Raw genomic sequence first — 15,972 nt, 5'->3', positions numbered from 1 at the left:
ACGGGTGTAGTTTTGTTGTCTTTTGGGGCTTTTTTCTTTTGCTATGGTTTTAGCAAGGTTTTTAGGCCAGCATAAGCTTGTTTCATCTGGAAGGCCTGGGCCCAGTCTTTTAGCTCCAGGATGTGCCCTATAGTGCTCTTTATGTCAATAAATTTCCGGGCGGCCAACCTTAAAACTGTAGCTAAATTTCTAGGTGTGGAGGCCGAGGACCCTATAAGGTCCACTTCTTTGTAGTGTATTTCATTGGGGTCTATTTCAGCTGTACTCCCCACCGGGCAGCCGGCAAAAAGTACACAAATTCCGCCTTTTTTGGCCAGGCTTATGGCTTCTTTGATTATGGAGGGTATCCCCACGTCTATAAACACTACGTCTACCCCTACTCCCCTGGTAAGTTCTTGCACCGTTTCTTTTACTTCTTGGGGTGTAACGGCAGCTGTGGCACCAAATTTTAGAGCTTGGGCACGCCTTTCTTCTTGAGGCTCGGAGACAATTATGTTGCAGGCACCGCGCCAGAGGGCTAGTTGTACATGGTAAAGGCCTATGGGGCCAGCGCCTATGATACATACGTCCTGCCCGGGGGAAAGCCGAGAACGCAAGATGCCGTGGAAGGCAGCTGCTACAGGCTCTGCCGCCGCTGCTTCTTCAAAGGTTACTTCTGCGGGTATGGCTACTACGTGGCCCCTGGACACTGCTTCTTTAGGAATCTTTATATATTCCGCAAAGGCGCCGTCCAACTCATACCCCAGGGTGGTGCGGTGTACGCATATGTTGCTCCGCCCGGCATTGCAGGCATAACAGGTCCCGCACGGTATGACCGGGTAGACGGTGACCCTGTCTCCGGGTTTAAAGTCTTCTACCCCCTGCCCTACTTCGGCGATAATGCCTGAGAACTCGTGCCCTATAATGCGAGGAGGTTTTATTATTTTTGTCCCCTGGTATATGCGTACATCTGTGCCACATACTCCGGCGTACTTTACTTGTATGAGTATCTCTCCCGGCCCAATTCTAGGTATTTCGGTCTCTATTAGTTCCAGTTTGCCAGGTCCTAAAAAGCACAGGGCTTTCATTGGTGTTTTCTCCCTCTTCCCTTTTTAGTCAATGGTATGCGCTTCTTTCCCCAAAAGGAGGAAGATATGGGCGTTCTCTTCTATTTCTTCCAGCAGTATATAAGCGTACCTTAAGTCTTCAGCTACGACAGTCACTCCGTGGTTTTGCATGAGAACGGCGTTATGGTCCCGCAATTTTTCCAGGACATTTTTAGCCAGTTCTTCGCTCCCCGGAGGGGCATAGGGTACGGCAGGTAGTTTCCCCACCCTTACAGCATAACCGGGGGTGAGTTTAGGCAAAGCATCTTCAAAGTTTAAGTCCTTAAAGCAGGAGGCGGCTACGGTGTAGGTGGGATGGGCGTGAATAACTGCTCCAGCATCTGGCCGCATCTTTAATATCCCGGTGTGAAAGCGCCACTCTTTGGAGGGTTTCCCCTGGCTTAAGATTTCTCCCTCCAGGGTGATCTCTACTATATCCTCTTCGGTGACTTCGCCTAAAGAGTAGCCGGTGGGAGTTATATAAATTCCCCTTTCGCTCCTTAAACTCACGTTGCCCCCTGTACTGCTCACCAGTTTCCGCTCATAGAGCCGGTGACATATCTCCACCAGCAGTTGTTTGGGCTGCATTGTTCGTTTACTCCTCCTTAACCTCTTTTACCTAGTCCCCTGTTTCCTTTAACGGAGGTTTCCCTTGCCGTCGAATTGTATTTCTACGGGGCCTTCCAGGACTTCTATGCCAGGACGCCCCTTTAGTTCCTTAAGGCCAGCCTCGGAAACATACATCTCGCTCAGTTCCAAAGTGTTCTTTATCCGGATAACTTTGGCCTCCTCGCTCCTCACCGGCCCTATCCACATGAAGGCCGTCTTTATAGCCAGTTCGTCTGTCTCTAATGTAACCGGTATTTTGCCCCTCTCCGGAAAGGTGGAAGTTATACAGTTGGCATACATCTGTTCAAAATCTATTTTGTTTACTAGCCTCCTGGTGGTAATGTCCGCCAGCCCTACCCCTACCGCATTCCCATGGCTCTCCTCCGTCAAGTCCAGCACTACTATTACCTGTATGTCCGGCTTCTCCGGTTCCGGTACCCCTTTTATCTTTATCCTCCCTATTACGTTGGTGTCCATCCCACACCCGCTTATGTTTTTCCCCATCTCCTCCACTATAAGCACGTCTATCTTTTCTAAAGGTAGTGAAGGCATCAGTTCCCGCTGCGTCTTAAGTAGCCTCTTCTCCCTCTCCTCTATCTCTTCCGGTTCCATGGCTTCTATTATGGCCGTGTGGTCATAGGCATCTTCTACTATCCCTATCCCTAAGGCTACCGGCCCCTTCTCTATCATTACTTTCGCCACTTCGGGTATATGCTCCTTTAACCCCCAGGCCCCATACCGGTGTATGTTTGCCGCCCCTTTGTGCTTCCCTAACCCTATGGCTAAAAGCTTTAGCACCCCGCTCTCTATTTCCCCACGAAAGTCTGTGTGCAGCTTTATCCGGTTTATAGCTATAATGGCGTCTGCTCTATAGGCCTCTTTGTCCATGAATACCTCTACGCCTTTGGCCGTCTTACCCAAGGATACTACTTCCATGGAGGAAATTATGGGCGCCCCTGTATATTCTTCGGTAACCCCGTAGCTCTTCAATACTTCCCTTTGCCCCTCCGCTGTGGCCCCACCGTGACTCCCCATGGCCGGAACTATGAAGGGCTTACCCCCATATCTCTTTACTTCTTCTACCACGCTCTTTACTATCAGGGCTATGTTGTTAATCCCCCGGCTCCCTACGGCTATGGCCACTCTCTTCCCGCCAGCCACTTTCTCCCCTATTCTGGTCCGGGCCATCTCTTCCCTGATCTTCCCCGGTATATCCGGCAAAGCCAAATCGGGAAAATGCTGCCTTATCCGGTACATCTGCGGTAAAATTACGTCCTCTAAGCCTTCTATTCGCATATGCATCCCCTCTTACAGTAAAAATAAATCATTTGTTGCTATCCCCGGTAATATAACTGGCCCGCGGCAAGGCCAGAAAAACTATAACTTCAGCCACTGCCTCCGGCAGACCCTATTATGACTTTGCCTGCGAATTCTCCCATCGGCTCTTCGTTCTTCCTTCTCTTCCGTACCTGAGCATTTCTTCCGGATAACCTTCCTTGATATCCTTAATAGCCATCTCAATATGTTCGGCCATCAGTTCCGCTGCCCTTTGTGCGTCTTGAGCAGCAACAGCCTCCAGGATAAGGGGATGGTAATACAGGCCTGCCGCAGTACCGCGGAAGGCGACCACCTCTTCCATATGGCAGCGCAAGATATCCCTGGTAATCTGAGCTACCTTGAGGATAAGGGAATTTTTGGTGGCCCGGGCCAGTTCCAGGTGGAAATTAAGGTCTTCCAAAGAAAACAGGGAAAGATCATCTTTAGATTTGTGCATCCGGTCTACAATGGCCCGCAAACGCTCTAAATCCTTCTCTGTACGGCGCAGGGCCGCCAAGCGGGCATTTTCTATTTCGTAAATCCTCCTGAATTCGAGGATTTCGAGGAGATCATGCTTGCCCAAAGCTAAGACGGGTATGAGGGAATTCAAATAGACGTCAGCGGTAACATCGGCTACAAAGGTCCCTCCGCCCTGCTTGCTGTAAACCAGCCCCAGGGTACTTAACTTTTGTAGAGCTGAGCGAACCGAGATACGGCTCACCCCAAACATCTTGGCGAGCTCGTTTTCCGAGGGGATTTTGCTGCCCGGCGGCCAGTTGCCGTTAAAAATTTGCTCCCTCATCTGCTCGAATACCGCCTGGCTGACGTTAACCTTGGGAATGCGCTTGATGGTCATGTTAATTTTCTCTCCCGGTATATAGTGCTTTGATAAAGCGGCTAAGTTCCTGAGCCCTCTCTACTGTCTCGGCCACAATTAATCCTTTCTTTGTCGCTCAGCACAGAGATTCCTTTCATTTCGTTCTAAGTCTCTAGTCATAAGTTGTAATACAACTTATTTAAATGTATATATTCGCCCTCTCCGCCCAATCTCCTGCCAGTTTGGAAAAAATTTTACTTCGCTAGTCTAAAATTCTAAAATAGCGCCATAGTGGGCTGACTTGACTAAATGGGCATAAAGTCCCAGAAAACCCTGAGTTATCTTGGGCGCCGGCTTGCGCCAGGACTGCCGCCTCTTCTCCAGCTCCTCTTCCCCTACTTCTAAAGTAAGTCTTCTATGGGGGATATCCACGGTAATCATATCCCCGTCTTGGACCAGGGCCAGCGGGCCTCCTTCCGCCGCTTCAGGAGAAATATGCCCTACAAAGCCGCCAAAATTGGAGCCGGAAAAACGTCCATCCGTCAATAAGTAAACATATTCCGCCAAGCCATAGCCGGCCAGCATCTCCATGGCTGTATACATTTCCCGCATACCCGGCCCGCCTTTAGGCCCCTCATAGCGGACAACCAGCATGTCGCCTCGCTGTACCTGGCCATTATGAATAGCCTTTACCAAATCTTCTTCGCTATCAAACACCTTGGCAGGCCCTCGAGCAAACCAGCGATCCGGGCTAATAGCCGCAGGTTTACAGATAGCCGAAAGGGGAGCCAGATTACCTTTAATTACAGCCAGACCGCCGGTAGGCAGAAAAGGATGAGCCAAGTCCCGTATGACCTGGTTATTCTGGATGGCTGCGCCTCGCACATTCTCGGCTATGGTCTTGCCGTTAACGGTCAAACAATCGCCGTGGAGCAGGGGCAGGAGCTGGTTCATCACCGCCGGTACCCCACCTGCCTGGTGAAAATCGACCATATCGTATTCGCTAGCCGTCATAAGGGAAGCCAGGTAAGGAGTTTGCTGGCTCAAACGGTCAAAGTCATCGATGGCCAGCTCTAGCTTGGCTTCATGCGCTATAGCTAACAGGTGCAATACAAAATTGGTGGATCCGCCGATGGCCAGCCCTACCCTAATAGCGTTCTCCAAGGCCTCTTTGGTGATAATATCCCTGGCCTTTATACCTTGCATTACCAGTTTGACTATCTGGCGTCCTGCTTCCTGAGCCACTTGCAGCCTTTGCGAAGCTATGGCCGGAATGGTGGAGGAACCCGGCAAGCTCATGCCCATGGCTTCGGACAAGCAACACATGGTATTGGCCGTGCCCATCATGGTACAGGATCCAGGGGTGGGGCAAGCCGAATCCTCAATCTCCTTAAATTCCTCAGCACTGATTTTACCAGCCCGCCAGGCCCCCAGAGCGATATGTACCTCATTCCCGCTTATATGCCGGCCTCGGTATTCGCCGGGATACATGGGCCCACCGTTAACTAAAATTGCCGGCAGGTTCAGGCGTGCAGCCGCCATAAGTAACCCGGGAACAATCTTATCACAAGAACCTAACAAAACCATTCCATCCAGCCGGTGCGCCTCCACCATCAGTTCCACGCTAGCAGCAATAATTTCCCGCGAGGGGAGAATATAGTGCATGCCCTCATGTCCCTGGGCAATACCGTCACAGGGACCTATGGTCCCGAATTCCACAGGCGTACCGCCGCCGGACCGAATCCCTTCTTTCACAGCCTCGGCTACCGCTCGCAAGTTATATTGTCCAGGGCAGATGGTATTCCAGGAATTTACTATAGCAATTACCGGCTTTTCCAGATCGGCATCCGTATAGCCCATGCATTTATAAAAGGACCGGGCCATGGCCCCTTGCGGAGTACCCAGAAAACTTTTGCTGCGCCAGTTCATTTCTCCCATCCTCTTTCCTGCTTGGCTATCATGTTTAAGTATCGCGACCCGATGACCTTAGCACCCACTGCAGTGGATATTTCCACTGTTTTATCATCTAGTAAAATAATCCGTCCCTGCATATCGGGCTCTGCGGCTAGCAAATAATATAGAGCGTGCCTCAGAGGTGCCGGTCCCCCGATGATAATCTCTCCTCGCCAATGGACTTCACAAGCCAGGCTGTTTTTTATGGCAATCAAGTCTTGGCCTAGTACAACCCCGAGAAGGAAATCAGCCCTTTTTTCCGCAGTAACTGGAAGAAAATGGCTCATAATGCGCACCGAGAAACAACCTCGTGTTAAACCCACCTTGCGGGAGAGGGCAGCACCCTTTAGGAGCATGTCCACATCCAGTTCGGAAATCAAAGTAGAAGGAATAGAATCGGCTAAAATGGTGTGGGAGGCCAGAGTACTATAAATTTCTCCCCCCATGGTGGTAAGGCAGCCCGATATCTGGTTATGTTCATTAACCGTAACGATCTTGGTGTGGGAGCCTGGTAAAACCATCGTTAAAGGTCCTTTCAATGAGGTTAATTCAAGTATCCCTATGGCCTCGGTTTCCTCACCTCGCATGATGTCCATGGCCTCAAGATTTTCAGTGTCTAAAGTAGCTGCACAGTCATTTTTTACTCCAGGAATAAAGAGAATAGGGAGTTCCATTAATTCAGGTATTTTCACCCGACGGCTCGCTGCTGCTAGCTGGTCTATGCCTGCCGGAGTACTCACGTGGGGTATTTCATAAATTCCTATATTAGAAGTAATCATCCCTGATGCAGCCACTAAGTGCAGGTCTTTCTCCTCTATCCGGGCTGACCTCAAAGCAGCAATGATGGCCTGGCGTATTCCCTCTACCAAATCTTTTTTGGACCCGGTTATAGCCGCATTACGTACTCCGACAGGGCTGGATACTTGGCTCAGGATTCTATCATCTTGCAAAATCCGCACCCTCGTATTTGTAGTACCGCCATCTATAGCCATAATCAGCAAAGTTTATCATCCCTTCCCGGCACCCGGGAGCATCGCCAAGGGAGACCCCTTAGATGCGAGCACCCAATGTTTCGCTTACCGTTTTAGCCGCCTTTATAACTAATCCTGCATAATCTTCAATACGTTTCTCTCCCAAGGTAATTACTACTGCAGCCACGCTGATACTGCCTATGACTTCTTGATTATAATCAAAAACGGGAGCCGCCACACAGCGTATGCCAACTTCATGCTCTTCCAGGTCCAGGGCATAGCCCTGGCTGCGAATGCGCTTAATCTCTTCCCATAAGCCCTCGGGTTCGGTTATGGTATTGGGGGTAAATCTGACCAGTTTTACCTCTTGCAAGAAGGCTTCAATTTCAGCATCCTTTAGAAAGGCCAGGATGGCTTTTCCTACGCCCGTACAATAAAGCGGCGCCCGTCTGCCAATCATCGAGTACATCTGGATAGGGTTAGTGCCCGAAATTTTATCGATATAGACTACCTCATTTAGATCGCGCAACCCAAGATGAATGGTATGACCCGTCTCTTTCTGCAAGGCCTCCAGCACTCCTCGGGCAGAGGTCCGAATGTCCATCTGGTCTAGGAGCCTGCTTCCCAAGGAAAAGACTTTCATAGTGAGGTAATAACGTTTGGTCCTCGTGTCCTGTCTAACGTAGCCTTCCTGCATCAACGTTTCCATTAACCTGAATACCGTGCTACGGTTAACGCCCAATTCTCTGGCTATTTCCGAAGCACCAGCACCGTTTTTTGAATTAGCCAGGCGGTCTAAAATATACAGGGCCCGTTGAACAGATTGGATGCCTTCTCGCACATTAGGTCACCTTGAGAAAAACTTATGGGTTAAATTGGTTGCATAATAACCAACATCGTTGTCCTATATTAACAATTCTACATCCTTTTAAAAATTCCTGCCCGACCGGGAATTTTTCTGGTAAAACACAGTTTCAGCAGTAGCGTCTTTTTGAGGTCAGGGGGCTGGTGAGCTATACGGTGATTCTCTACAAGAGCTAAGTATAATAAATTTATAAAAGGATTTGGAGGTACTTCTGGAGAATACTTCCTTAAGAAATTTAGGGGGAGTGGGATGCGGTGGTTAAAAAATGGTTGGCAGTTCTGGGTTCGGTTTTAATAGTCTTAGCCGTGGCCACGGCAGCCCTGGCTACAACTGACTCCGAGAAACCGGAAGGGATAGGCGTAGAAGGGGAGGTCAAGGTTTTCTTGAACGGCCAGGAGATCACCTGGGAGACACCCCCATCTTTTTACCGGGACGGTCATCTCCTGGTTCTACTAAGGGACTTGGCCCGGGCCGTGGGAGCGGAGGTGAGCTGGGACGAGAAGAAGCAAATGGTGCTGGTCACCTCTCCAAAAGCTACCCTTCGTTTCCAGATAGGGAGCAGCGAGGCTATGGTAGACGGGGAGAAAGTTACCCTGCCTTCGCCCGTAATATTGAAGAACGGTCGGACTATGGTGCCTTTGCGCTTCTTAGCCCAGGTCCTGGGGCTGGCAGTGAGCTGGGATGACAGGACCCAGACCGCAAATTTAATCGCCCCGCCGGAAAGGGTATACTGGGGGGCTTTCCCGGCACGGGTGGCCTTCACTGCCAACAACAACCTCTGGCTCCTGGACGGCAGCCAGGCCGGTGCCCAACCGGTCCAGGTGACGAAAGACGGCTCCGTGCAGATACTGGGCTGGTCTCCTGATGGCCTGTGGTTGGCTTACCTGCAGCGGGAGACGCCAGAGCCCTGGAAGAGCAAGCCTTATCTCTGGGTAGTGAAGTACGACGGTAGCGGCGCTGTTCAAGTAGACCCGCGGCCGGTCGTAGGGGAGCCCCAGTGGTCTCCCCGGGAGAACATCTTGGCCTACAGCACCCAGGCTCCCGGCGCTGATTACGCCCTGGATGGGAATCTTAAGCTGGCCACTGTAACCGAGAAGGGGGTACAGGTGAAGCTTCTCCTTCCCGACCATAGCTTGCCGGTGGAAGATTGGGCCTGGGCCCCTGACGGTCAGAGCCTGGCTATTTCCCTTAGGCGCACAGCAGAAGAGCCCTGGAGGATTGACCGCCTGACCCTGAGAGGGGAGCGCAGCAACCTGATAAAGGGAACGGAAATCGGTAACCCTCTAGGAGAGGTTTACTTCAGCCACGCAGTGGGTCTGAAGTGGTCCCCCAACGGCCGCTACCTGGCCTATTATCTCCGCTATAATGCCGCTTCCCTCTCCACCGACGGCGTGCCCCTGGAGGTTCTGGACCTGGAAAATCCGCAGAAGCCTCTGAACCTGGGCACCTGCCTACCTTATCGCCAGTGGTTGGCCTGGTCCCCGGACGGCAACAAATTGGCCTTTATCCAGGGGAGCGGCCGGGAAGCGACTTACAATAAACACCTAGCAGTAGTAACCCTGCCGGAGGGTCGGATTACCTCCTACGGACAGCCCGGGACGGTGGACAGCCAGCCCCATTGGTTGCCAGAGCCTCAAGAAGGGCTCCTTTTCTGCCGGGGCTTGGCCACTACCACCTGGGATAAGCGGCATCCAGGGGTTTGGGTGAGCGATCAGCGCATCTGGCTGGCAACAGGGGACGGTCAAGCTAAACCCCTTACCAGCAGTTCGCCTGACCAAGCTGATTACTACTCCTCCCCTTCCCTTTATGGCCGGGAGCTCTATTTCCTGCGCCTTAACAGCGCCCTCAGTGGCTCCCTCAGCCGCCAACCTTTAACCGGGGGGTCAGCGGAGGAACTGGTGCGCAACATAACCGGCTCGCCTGGCTACTACGGCAATTACTATCCAGCGTGGGTGAGCATTTATCATTTGCGGCAAACAGGGGAGGCGGAACCCTTGTCGTTTACCGGCAAGCTGATAGAAAGCTTTATCGAAGGCCGCCACCTGGAGCTGGAGACGGACCGCCAGGGCATCCTGGTGATTATCCCGGCTAACCCCCAGGTGGCTGCCGAGTTGGAGAAGTACCTGGGGCAGAGGGTGACCTTAGAAGGGACCCTTTCCCATGAGCCCAACATTTACATGCGGAGTCCGCTTTTGCAGGTTCAGTCGGTGAGACTTGCTGGGGGAGTGGGGGAACAGTAACTCCAGGGTTGTTCATACCGCCAGCAGACAGTTGCTATCTGGTTTGGTCCTCGGCCAAAGCCAAGCCGCCTCCCCTTCTTTGCTCATTCCGCTACGTTTGCGGGAATCGGGGCAATACCCTGGCTAACGAACTGGCCGGGACCAGCCCTTCGCGCCGCTGCCCAGTTATGTTGAATACTTAAGAATGCTGTTCCATGGGGCCGTTAATATTTACCGCCTATCAACCGAAATTATGCTGCTGGAGGAAAGCTTGAGCAATGGTCCGCCTTTGCCCACCGCAACCCGGCCCAGGACCTCCGGCTCCATGCCTACCGGGGCTACCCCGGTTCCCCGCGCGGGTGACGGCGGAGACCCTGCCTCCGACCCCTTCTGGATTTCCCAGGGAACATTTCCCTCCAACTTGGCGCCACGGGCTTCAATTTGGACCCGAGCGTTGGGACTGAGAGTCACCTGTATGGGACCCGAGTTGTTAATGGACCAACTGGCTTCTAACTCATCTATAGCTAGAGCCAGGGCAGACCCGCTCCGCCCGGTCACCTCTACTTCCACATCGCTGGGAAGTACCAGGGTGCTAGTCGTTATATACGAAGCAGGGCCCCAGTTCCTAAGGGACGGCACCTCCCCCAGTTGCAGGAAAAGGGTGTCTCCCGCCTGATAAGTGTGCAGGCCGGCCTTGCCGGCCTGCTCCCTGGCCTCCTCCTCCGAAGCGGCAGCAACCCGCGCCAGGCCAAAGAAAGCTACCTGGCCGCCTGAACGGCCGGCGCGGATCTGCAGGTTCTGCCACCCACCACCCTGGCCTTGGACTACTATCTTCCGCACACCTTCCGGAACCGCCAGCCTTGCTTCCGGGAGCTCCACCGTAAAGCTGGTGACGGCCAGTACCCGGGTTAATCTATCGGCCAGGCCGCTGGCAGTCAGCCCATAAAGCCCGAGGCTGACGCACCCGGCGAGAAAGACCAGGATAATGGCCGGAAAATCATACTTTATCCGGGGCACCTCCTGCCGGCCAAAGTACCCCGCCAGGAGGACCTCCAGCCCGAGCAAAACAAGGGCTAACGGCCACCAGTTGAGAACCAGTCGGGGAACGGCGGTTGGGTCTCTGCGCCACCCCAGGAGCGCTACCCCCAGCAGAATGAGCACCAAGGCCATAGAAAAGGAGCCTACTCGCCACTGCCGCACGGCTTTCCCTTGTCCTTGCATTCTACATCCTCCATCTTACTGTTTTGCACCGCAATTTTACTTCCCCAAGCCAGCCTTACGCCGCCGCCGATAAGTAGGGCGGCAACGAAGCCGGTCTTGATCATACTTACGATCCGGTAAGTCAAATAGGGGGCGACCAGGCGCTCGAAGAGTATCAGGACGCCCAGGGCAATTAGGCCGAAGCCCACCCACCGCTGCCTTTCCGCCAGCCAGGAAAATAGGGTCTCTTCCCCTTCAGGAGCCGTCCTGGTGTCTGAGGACGCCAGCTTCAAGGCATCGAAGAAGCTGTAAAACCAGATCAGAGGCAGCATGAAGAAGAAAAGGCTTAAGTGAACCCAGTCCATGAGAAACAGATTCAGGAAGAAGATGGCCATAAAGCCCAGCCCCCGCTGCTGCCACCCCAGATACATGTGCCCGGCCCCCGGTATAATACTGAAAAGCAAGGCCGCAAGCTTGCTCTTATATCCATTGGCCAAGCTCTTCCCCAATTCGACCAGAGGGGAAACATCCGGAATTGTTTCGCCGGCCTGCATCCGGCCGCATAAATGCAGGGCATCGAATAAACTGTAGAGACCGATGATGGGCAGTAGCACCAGCAATACCATGAAATTACCTGACATAATGGCGCCCAGCAGGACCAGAGCGGTCCAGCCCAGGAAGGCCGCCATGAAAACCAGGCCCCGGTTCATGAGCCCCAGGTAAAGGTGCCCCAGGCCGGGGAAGGCAGATAGTATGAAGGTGATAAACTTACTTTTTCCCATTTGCCTCGGCTCCCTCCTTTATATTGATGATCGCAGCCAGTGCTCCCGTAGCCCTATCTACCAAGCGTTCGGACCAACCGGTGGGCATTTTCTCTTCAATATTCTGGGTCAAGAGGGTTATCTTTTCCGGGCTGCGCGCAGCTCCTTGGGCCAGGAGATCGAACCACCCTCCGGCCAGAAGGAGAAGAGTAATGGCGGCCGCTATAGTGTAGTACAGAAGGGACCTGGTCAGCGGAGCGGTGTCGGAGACGGTGCGGGAAGAGGGACGGCTGGAAAGGGAGGCCAAACGGCGGGCCACCCTGGCCGAGAAGTCTGGAGAAAGGACGGCTGCGGCTTGCACCTCGTCCTGCCGCTCAAAGGCGGAAAGGTAGGCATCCAAGCATTTCTCGCAAAAACGCAGGTGTCCTTCCATGGCTTCTCGCACCTTCTCCGGCAGCAGCCCATCTTTATACAAAAGCCATTCCCTACGGGAATAGTGCGCCATACCGGTTATCTCCCCTTCCATTTCTCCTGTAGCATTTTTCGAGCCCGGTACAAACGCGATTCCACCGTTTTAATGGTTACACCTGCTTCCGCAGCTAAGGTCCGGTAATCTTTCCCTTCCAGGTAAAACCCGATTAAGGTGCGCCGGTATTTTTCCGGGAGCTCGTCGCTCAAGTTCAGCAAATAAGTCAGGGATTCTTCGTGGACTAATGCTTCTTCCGGCGAAGGGTAGGAGATGGAAAACGAGTCTATCCGCCCCAGATCCTCTACTAGGGTTTCCGGCCGGCGTTGGTGCCGGCGTTTCCAGTCAATGGCTTTGTTGACGGCGATGCGGGCCAGCCAGCGCTTGAAGCTGCCGCCGCCATAGCTAGAAAGATAACGGTAAACCTGCACAAAAGTTTCCTGTAAAATGTCTTCTGCCGTTACCGGGTCCCGCACCACCGGCAGTATCACGGCCAAGAGGAAAGGGCTAAAGCGTTCTACTATTTGGGTGAAGGCATAGTCGTCTCCTGCCGCGGCCCGCTGGATCAACTCTTTTTCCAGATCGCCCAACCCCCCTTTCCCCATTAGCCATCCCCATTATATATAGACGTGGAGAGTTAAACCAACCCTGCGTTAGATAGGACCTTTAAAAAAGTAATCCACCCGATCACAATTTCCTGTATCCTGGAGGTGTCTAGACTTCAGGAGACAGGAGGTGAAGGAGAAGTGATTCGAGTGGATCAATACCAGCTTATCAGACATCTTTACACAGTTGAAGGCCTATCTCAAAGGGCTTATACAAGCCAAGTAAATATAGTGATAAGGATGGGGTTGCTTTTATAACGTTGCTCCAACCCCGGCAGTCGGAGTGTATTGTATGGTCGTCCAGGACATGTTTTACAGGCTCAATCAGGGTGGGGTTGTTTAATTAAATCAGGGTCGTAACAATTATATCTAAATGAAGATCTCGCATCCCACCAATGAGAAGGGTCGAAAACAATTTTTTTATTAAAACAACGTTTCTTTTGATCCCAGTAATAGTCAGCCAATTGAATATAGCGAGTATGCATCACATAAATATGCCTTTCTAAATCCACAGTGTCAGGGCTAATAATGCGAGATTTGTTAAAGATACCTATCCAGAATTCTATTTGTCCCAACTGCACATAATCATTAAACAGGGGAAATATTTCCCCTTCCTTTCTTACAAGTAAAAGCCATCGTTGACCATCATCCCACTCCATGAAGCCATCCGGACCCCTTTGGGCTGAGGTATACAGTTCGATGCTTTCATCCTTGCCGTCACTATCTACGTCCTCATACATTCTTTCAAGAAGGGTAAGGTTTTCAGTCGTAATTGTTCCCTCTGCTACCGCCTGGATTGTCTCGACCTTTTGTTTCTGGAGGGCTTGCCTAAACCAGGAAATCCACATATCCCTAGTTTCGATTGTCTCGCCCTTTTGTTTCTTGAGGGCTAATTCAATTACCGCTAATAGACAGACGAGGGAAAATAGACTTAAGAATATAAACATGATATATTTGCTTCTGTTCATCATACCACCTACCTTTATTTACCTAATAATATGTCATATTACTAAAAACAGGGAAGAAATTGCTGCTGGCGGACCGCGCTCTCAACGTGTTCTGGTCTCCCCGAGGCGAATACCCGGCAGTAGGCAAGGTGGACGGGGTTAAGATACTGACTGCTGCCGGAGATCTAAAACTTAGGCTACTTGGCCACAACTTTCAGAGTGTTGCAGGCGGGAGTTATGATGGACGGTATTTGCTGTTTAAGGAGTTCGAGCAGTCAGAATGGGTAACCAAGCTTGGGGAAATCGATAGCGGCAAAGAAAGAAAATACCTGGTACCCCTCTGGGTTTTGACGCCAACGGGAGCCTCTACTTTTTTATTGGTAAATAAGGATGAAAGACCGAGACCTCAGGCGAGTATGGTATTGCCCTTGATTTGTAAATAAATTTCTATTATATTTGTTTTACTTCTTTACCGAACCAGTGAATATACCCGCAACGGCTACAAATTAGCGTGGTGGCAGATTCATTTAACCAATCTAGACCAAAAAACGTCAATCCTCTAGTGTTTAATAGGGCATTTCCCTTATGAAAAAATTCGTGTTTGCAATGAACACAGATAACTTGAACACCGTTTTCCGATTGATATTTATAGCCCCTGGTCTCTTCCTCTTGCTTTTTTAGTAGTTCCTCACCTCGTTTCCTTATTCTTTCGAGTTCTTCTTTGCTATAATACAATGGATACCCCTCCCATATGATTTCAAGAATTAGTTCGCTATATGAACAAAAGACTCCTTGCATAATTGTGTTTGCTAGAAATTGTAGCAAACCAAAAAGAGAGGCTGCGCAATATCTATCGTGAGCCCAGGTATTGCTCCAATAAATAAAAGTAAATAAAAGAGCAGCGTTGCGATCTCTGAGCCCAGTATTCGTATTTCGTATATTGAGACGGCTATTCTTATAGCTTCCAGGTGCGTCTTTCCTGGAACATTCGTACTTTACCATCTTCGCTTGTGGAAACAAGGTCCAACCATACCATACCTTGCTCTAATTTGGCTCCTGTTAAAATACCACCCGGCAGGTTAAAAGTGTCACGCTTCAACAGCTTTTGGTCATTAATCGTATATACCTCTGCTTGAGAGCTCGTGCCTGGCAGGTCAACGGCAATAAATTCTTGCTCTGTAAGCCAAAAAATACGTTTGGCCTGGGAAATTTCTCCTCTAACGTTGTTGCCTTGTAGATCGTAGATGAGGGTGAGGGGTTTTTCCCCTGTTAATCCTTTAATTAAGGCTAGGTATCTCCCATCAAGGGAAGTGTTAATAAGCTTGGCATCTTCGAAAAGAAGGTGTAGAACACCGCTACGTAATTGAAACACTCGATGCTTGCCTTCAACATCTACATCATAGTAGACGTTGTCTGTTAACCCCCATGCTATCCGGTTGGTCAGGGGGCCAGTGTTTACCGGCTCTTTAAAGGGGTGGATTTGAGTGGCAATAACTTTGCGGGTCTCTAGATCTATGAGTTTTATAACTCTGTTATTGTTGCTATCCTTACCTGTCAGCGCCAATTTGGTTTTATCAGGAGAGACTTTAAAAGAAGAAGCGTATCTTAGTTCTCCCCATAAAGGACGAAGGGCCTCGACTTCACCAGAAATTTGAATTACCTTCTCTCCATTTATAATGAATTCATCTTGACTAAGCCATACTACATAATCTTTCGCTTCTGCCTCTGCCGGGGAGGCCATAAAAATTTTTTCCGGAATTTCTTTCTGGTTTCCTTCAGAGGCTTTTAAATAAACGTCATACACAATACTTCCGTCAACGAAAAACTCGGGTTGCGCCTTGAGTTCTACTACATATCTGTTGTCAGGCGAAAAAAATACTGTATTTAGGCTATCACTTGGTTTGGGATTTGTAGGAACATTATTAGTCAATAATTTATCTACCATGAATGAAGAGGCGTATCCAATTAGTGTCACTGAAGTAACACATGCAATCAATAAGATAATAATTAAACCTGACTTCTTTTTGTAATCCATTTTTCTCCCCCAATATTTTTGTGGTTCTGGCAACTCCTAGGCATTGTCACTCCAGCCCTTAAAAAAGCTTTTATCATTTCTCCTCATTCCCCAGAACATGGAAAGATAGTCGTTCTTTTTGA

At 50.7% G+C, this 15,972-nt stretch carries 16 protein-coding genes; 2 read left to right on the top strand and 14 right to left on the bottom strand.

What is annotated here, in order from left to right:
* Nucleotides 1–41: 41 nt before the first annotated feature.
* From AC1BI1_RS13470 to AC1BI1_RS13440, 7 genes are all read right to left on the bottom strand, one after another.
* On the bottom strand, nt 42–1,067 hold the full coding sequence (locus tag AC1BI1_RS13470) for an alcohol dehydrogenase catalytic domain-containing protein (protein ID WP_476717824.1): 1,026 nt from the start codon (nt 1,065–1,067) through the stop codon (nt 42–44).
* Nucleotides 1,068–1,091: 24 nt separating this feature from the next.
* Nucleotides 1,092–1,673, bottom strand: coding sequence for a class II aldolase/adducin family protein (locus AC1BI1_RS13465; RefSeq protein WP_476717823.1), 582 nt, complete (start codon nt 1,671–1,673; stop codon nt 1,092–1,094).
* Nucleotides 1,674–1,721: 48 nt separating this feature from the next.
* On the bottom strand, nt 1,722–2,990 hold the full coding sequence (locus tag AC1BI1_RS13460) for a nickel pincer cofactor-dependent isomerase, group 22 (RefSeq protein ID WP_476717822.1): 1,269 nt from the start codon (nt 2,988–2,990) through the stop codon (nt 1,722–1,724).
* Between the two features lie 115 nt (nt 2,991–3,105).
* Nucleotides 3,106–3,867 (bottom strand): FadR/GntR family transcriptional regulator, encoded by a 762-nt coding sequence (locus tag AC1BI1_RS13455; protein ID WP_476717821.1) that lies wholly within the window; start codon nt 3,865–3,867, stop codon nt 3,106–3,108.
* Nucleotides 3,868–4,095: 228 nt separating this feature from the next.
* The gene (gene ilvD, locus AC1BI1_RS13450) at nt 4,096–5,757 is read right to left on the bottom strand and encodes a dihydroxy-acid dehydratase (protein ID WP_476717820.1); all 1,662 of its coding nucleotides are present in this window, start codon (nt 5,755–5,757) and stop codon (nt 4,096–4,098) included.
* The gene (locus AC1BI1_RS13445; RefSeq protein ID WP_476717825.1) at nt 5,754–6,773 is read right to left on the bottom strand and encodes a 2-dehydro-3-deoxygalactonokinase; all 1,020 of its coding nucleotides are present in this window, start codon (nt 6,771–6,773) and stop codon (nt 5,754–5,756) included. Before AC1BI1_RS13445 ends, ilvD begins: the two co-directional genes overlap by 4 nt.
* Nucleotides 6,774–6,831: 58 nt before the next feature.
* Entirely contained in the window at nt 6,832–7,593 is a 762-nt protein-coding gene (locus AC1BI1_RS13440; RefSeq protein ID WP_476717819.1) for an IclR family transcriptional regulator, read from the bottom strand.
* A 278-nt stretch (nt 7,594–7,871) separates the two neighbouring features.
* Between AC1BI1_RS13440 and AC1BI1_RS13435 the strand changes: the two genes are divergently transcribed.
* Nucleotides 7,872–9,857: a stalk domain-containing protein gene (locus AC1BI1_RS13435; protein WP_476717818.1), complete on the top strand. Its 1,986-nt coding sequence runs from the start codon at nt 7,872–7,874 to the stop codon at nt 9,855–9,857.
* Between the two features lie 210 nt (nt 9,858–10,067).
* On the opposite strand, the gene AC1BI1_RS13430 is transcribed toward AC1BI1_RS13435, so the two are convergent.
* The 5 genes from AC1BI1_RS13430 to AC1BI1_RS13410 all read right to left on the bottom strand — a co-directional run bounded on the left by AC1BI1_RS13430 (nt 10,068) and on the right by AC1BI1_RS13410 (nt 13,836).
* Entirely contained in the window at nt 10,068–11,057 is a 990-nt protein-coding gene (locus AC1BI1_RS13430) for a hypothetical protein (protein WP_476717817.1), read from the bottom strand.
* A complete protein-coding gene (locus tag AC1BI1_RS13425) occupies nt 11,018–11,818 on the bottom strand; it encodes a hypothetical protein (protein WP_476717816.1) in 801 nt (266 codons plus the stop codon). The genes AC1BI1_RS13430 and AC1BI1_RS13425 overlap by 40 nt, the downstream gene beginning before the upstream one ends.
* A complete protein-coding gene (locus AC1BI1_RS13420) occupies nt 11,805–12,302 on the bottom strand; it encodes a hypothetical protein (protein WP_476717815.1) in 498 nt (165 codons plus the stop codon). The genes AC1BI1_RS13425 and AC1BI1_RS13420 overlap by 14 nt, the downstream gene beginning before the upstream one ends.
* A 5-nt stretch (nt 12,303–12,307) precedes the next feature.
* Nucleotides 12,308–12,868 (bottom strand): RNA polymerase sigma factor, encoded by a 561-nt coding sequence (locus AC1BI1_RS13415; protein WP_476717814.1) that lies wholly within the window; start codon nt 12,866–12,868, stop codon nt 12,308–12,310.
* Between the two features lie 320 nt (nt 12,869–13,188).
* Complete coding sequence (locus AC1BI1_RS13410; protein ID WP_476717813.1) at nt 13,189–13,836, bottom strand: hypothetical protein; 648 nt, start codon at nt 13,834–13,836, stop codon at nt 13,189–13,191.
* Nucleotides 13,837–13,895: 59 nt separating this feature from the next.
* Here AC1BI1_RS13410 and AC1BI1_RS13405 point away from each other — a divergent pair, with 59 nt between their 5' ends.
* Nucleotides 13,896–14,258 carry a hypothetical protein gene (locus tag AC1BI1_RS13405; protein WP_476717812.1) on the top strand — a complete coding sequence of 121 codons (363 nt, stop codon included), beginning with the start codon at nt 13,896–13,898 and terminating at the stop codon, nt 14,256–14,258.
* Between the two features lie 7 nt (nt 14,259–14,265).
* Here AC1BI1_RS13405 and AC1BI1_RS13400 read toward each other — a convergent pair whose 3' ends face one another.
* Together AC1BI1_RS13400 and AC1BI1_RS13395 are read right to left on the bottom strand one after the other, a co-directional pair.
* Complete coding sequence (locus AC1BI1_RS13400; protein ID WP_476717811.1) at nt 14,266–14,550, bottom strand: hypothetical protein; 285 nt, start codon at nt 14,548–14,550, stop codon at nt 14,266–14,268.
* Between the two features lie 220 nt (nt 14,551–14,770).
* Complete coding sequence (locus tag AC1BI1_RS13395) at nt 14,771–15,850, bottom strand: hypothetical protein (RefSeq protein WP_476717810.1); 1,080 nt, start codon at nt 15,848–15,850, stop codon at nt 14,771–14,773.
* Between the last annotated feature and the right edge of the window lie 122 nt (nt 15,851–15,972).

It is taken from the genome of Thermanaeromonas sp. DSM 22490 (genome assembly GCF_056378755.1).
This window is presented reverse-complemented; position numbering and strand designations above follow the sequence as displayed.

Coding starts and splice junctions, on each gene's coding strand:
- AC1BI1_RS13470 (WP_476717824.1), bottom strand. CDS start 1,067: ATGAAAGCCCTGTGCTTTTTAGGACCTGGCAAACTGGAACTAATAGAG.
- AC1BI1_RS13465 (WP_476717823.1), bottom strand. CDS start 1,673: ATGCAGCCCAAACAACTGCTGGTGGAGATATGTCACCGGCTCTATGAG.
- AC1BI1_RS13460 (WP_476717822.1), bottom strand. CDS start 2,990: ATGCGAATAGAAGGCTTAGAGGACGTAATTTTACCGCAGATGTACCGG.
- AC1BI1_RS13455 (WP_476717821.1), bottom strand. CDS start 3,867: ATGACCATCAAGCGCATTCCCAAGGTTAACGTCAGCCAGGCGGTATTC.
- ilvD (WP_476717820.1), bottom strand. CDS start 5,757: ATGAACTGGCGCAGCAAAAGTTTTCTGGGTACTCCGCAAGGGGCCATG.
- AC1BI1_RS13445 (WP_476717825.1), bottom strand. CDS start 6,773: ATGGCTATAGATGGCGGTACTACAAATACGAGGGTGCGGATTTTGCAA.
- AC1BI1_RS13430 (WP_476717817.1), bottom strand. CDS start 11,057: ATGCAAGGACAAGGGAAAGCCGTGCGGCAGTGGCGAGTAGGCTCCTTT.
- AC1BI1_RS13425 (WP_476717816.1), bottom strand. CDS start 11,818: ATGGGAAAAAGTAAGTTTATCACCTTCATACTATCTGCCTTCCCCGGC.
- AC1BI1_RS13420 (WP_476717815.1), bottom strand. CDS start 12,302: ATGGCGCACTATTCCCGTAGGGAATGGCTTTTGTATAAAGATGGGCTG.
- AC1BI1_RS13415 (WP_476717814.1), bottom strand. CDS start 12,868: ATGGGGAAAGGGGGGTTGGGCGATCTGGAAAAAGAGTTGATCCAGCGG.
- AC1BI1_RS13410 (WP_476717813.1), bottom strand. CDS start 13,836: ATGAACAGAAGCAAATATATCATGTTTATATTCTTAAGTCTATTTTCC.
- AC1BI1_RS13395 (WP_476717810.1), bottom strand. CDS start 15,850: ATGGATTACAAAAAGAAGTCAGGTTTAATTATTATCTTATTGATTGCA.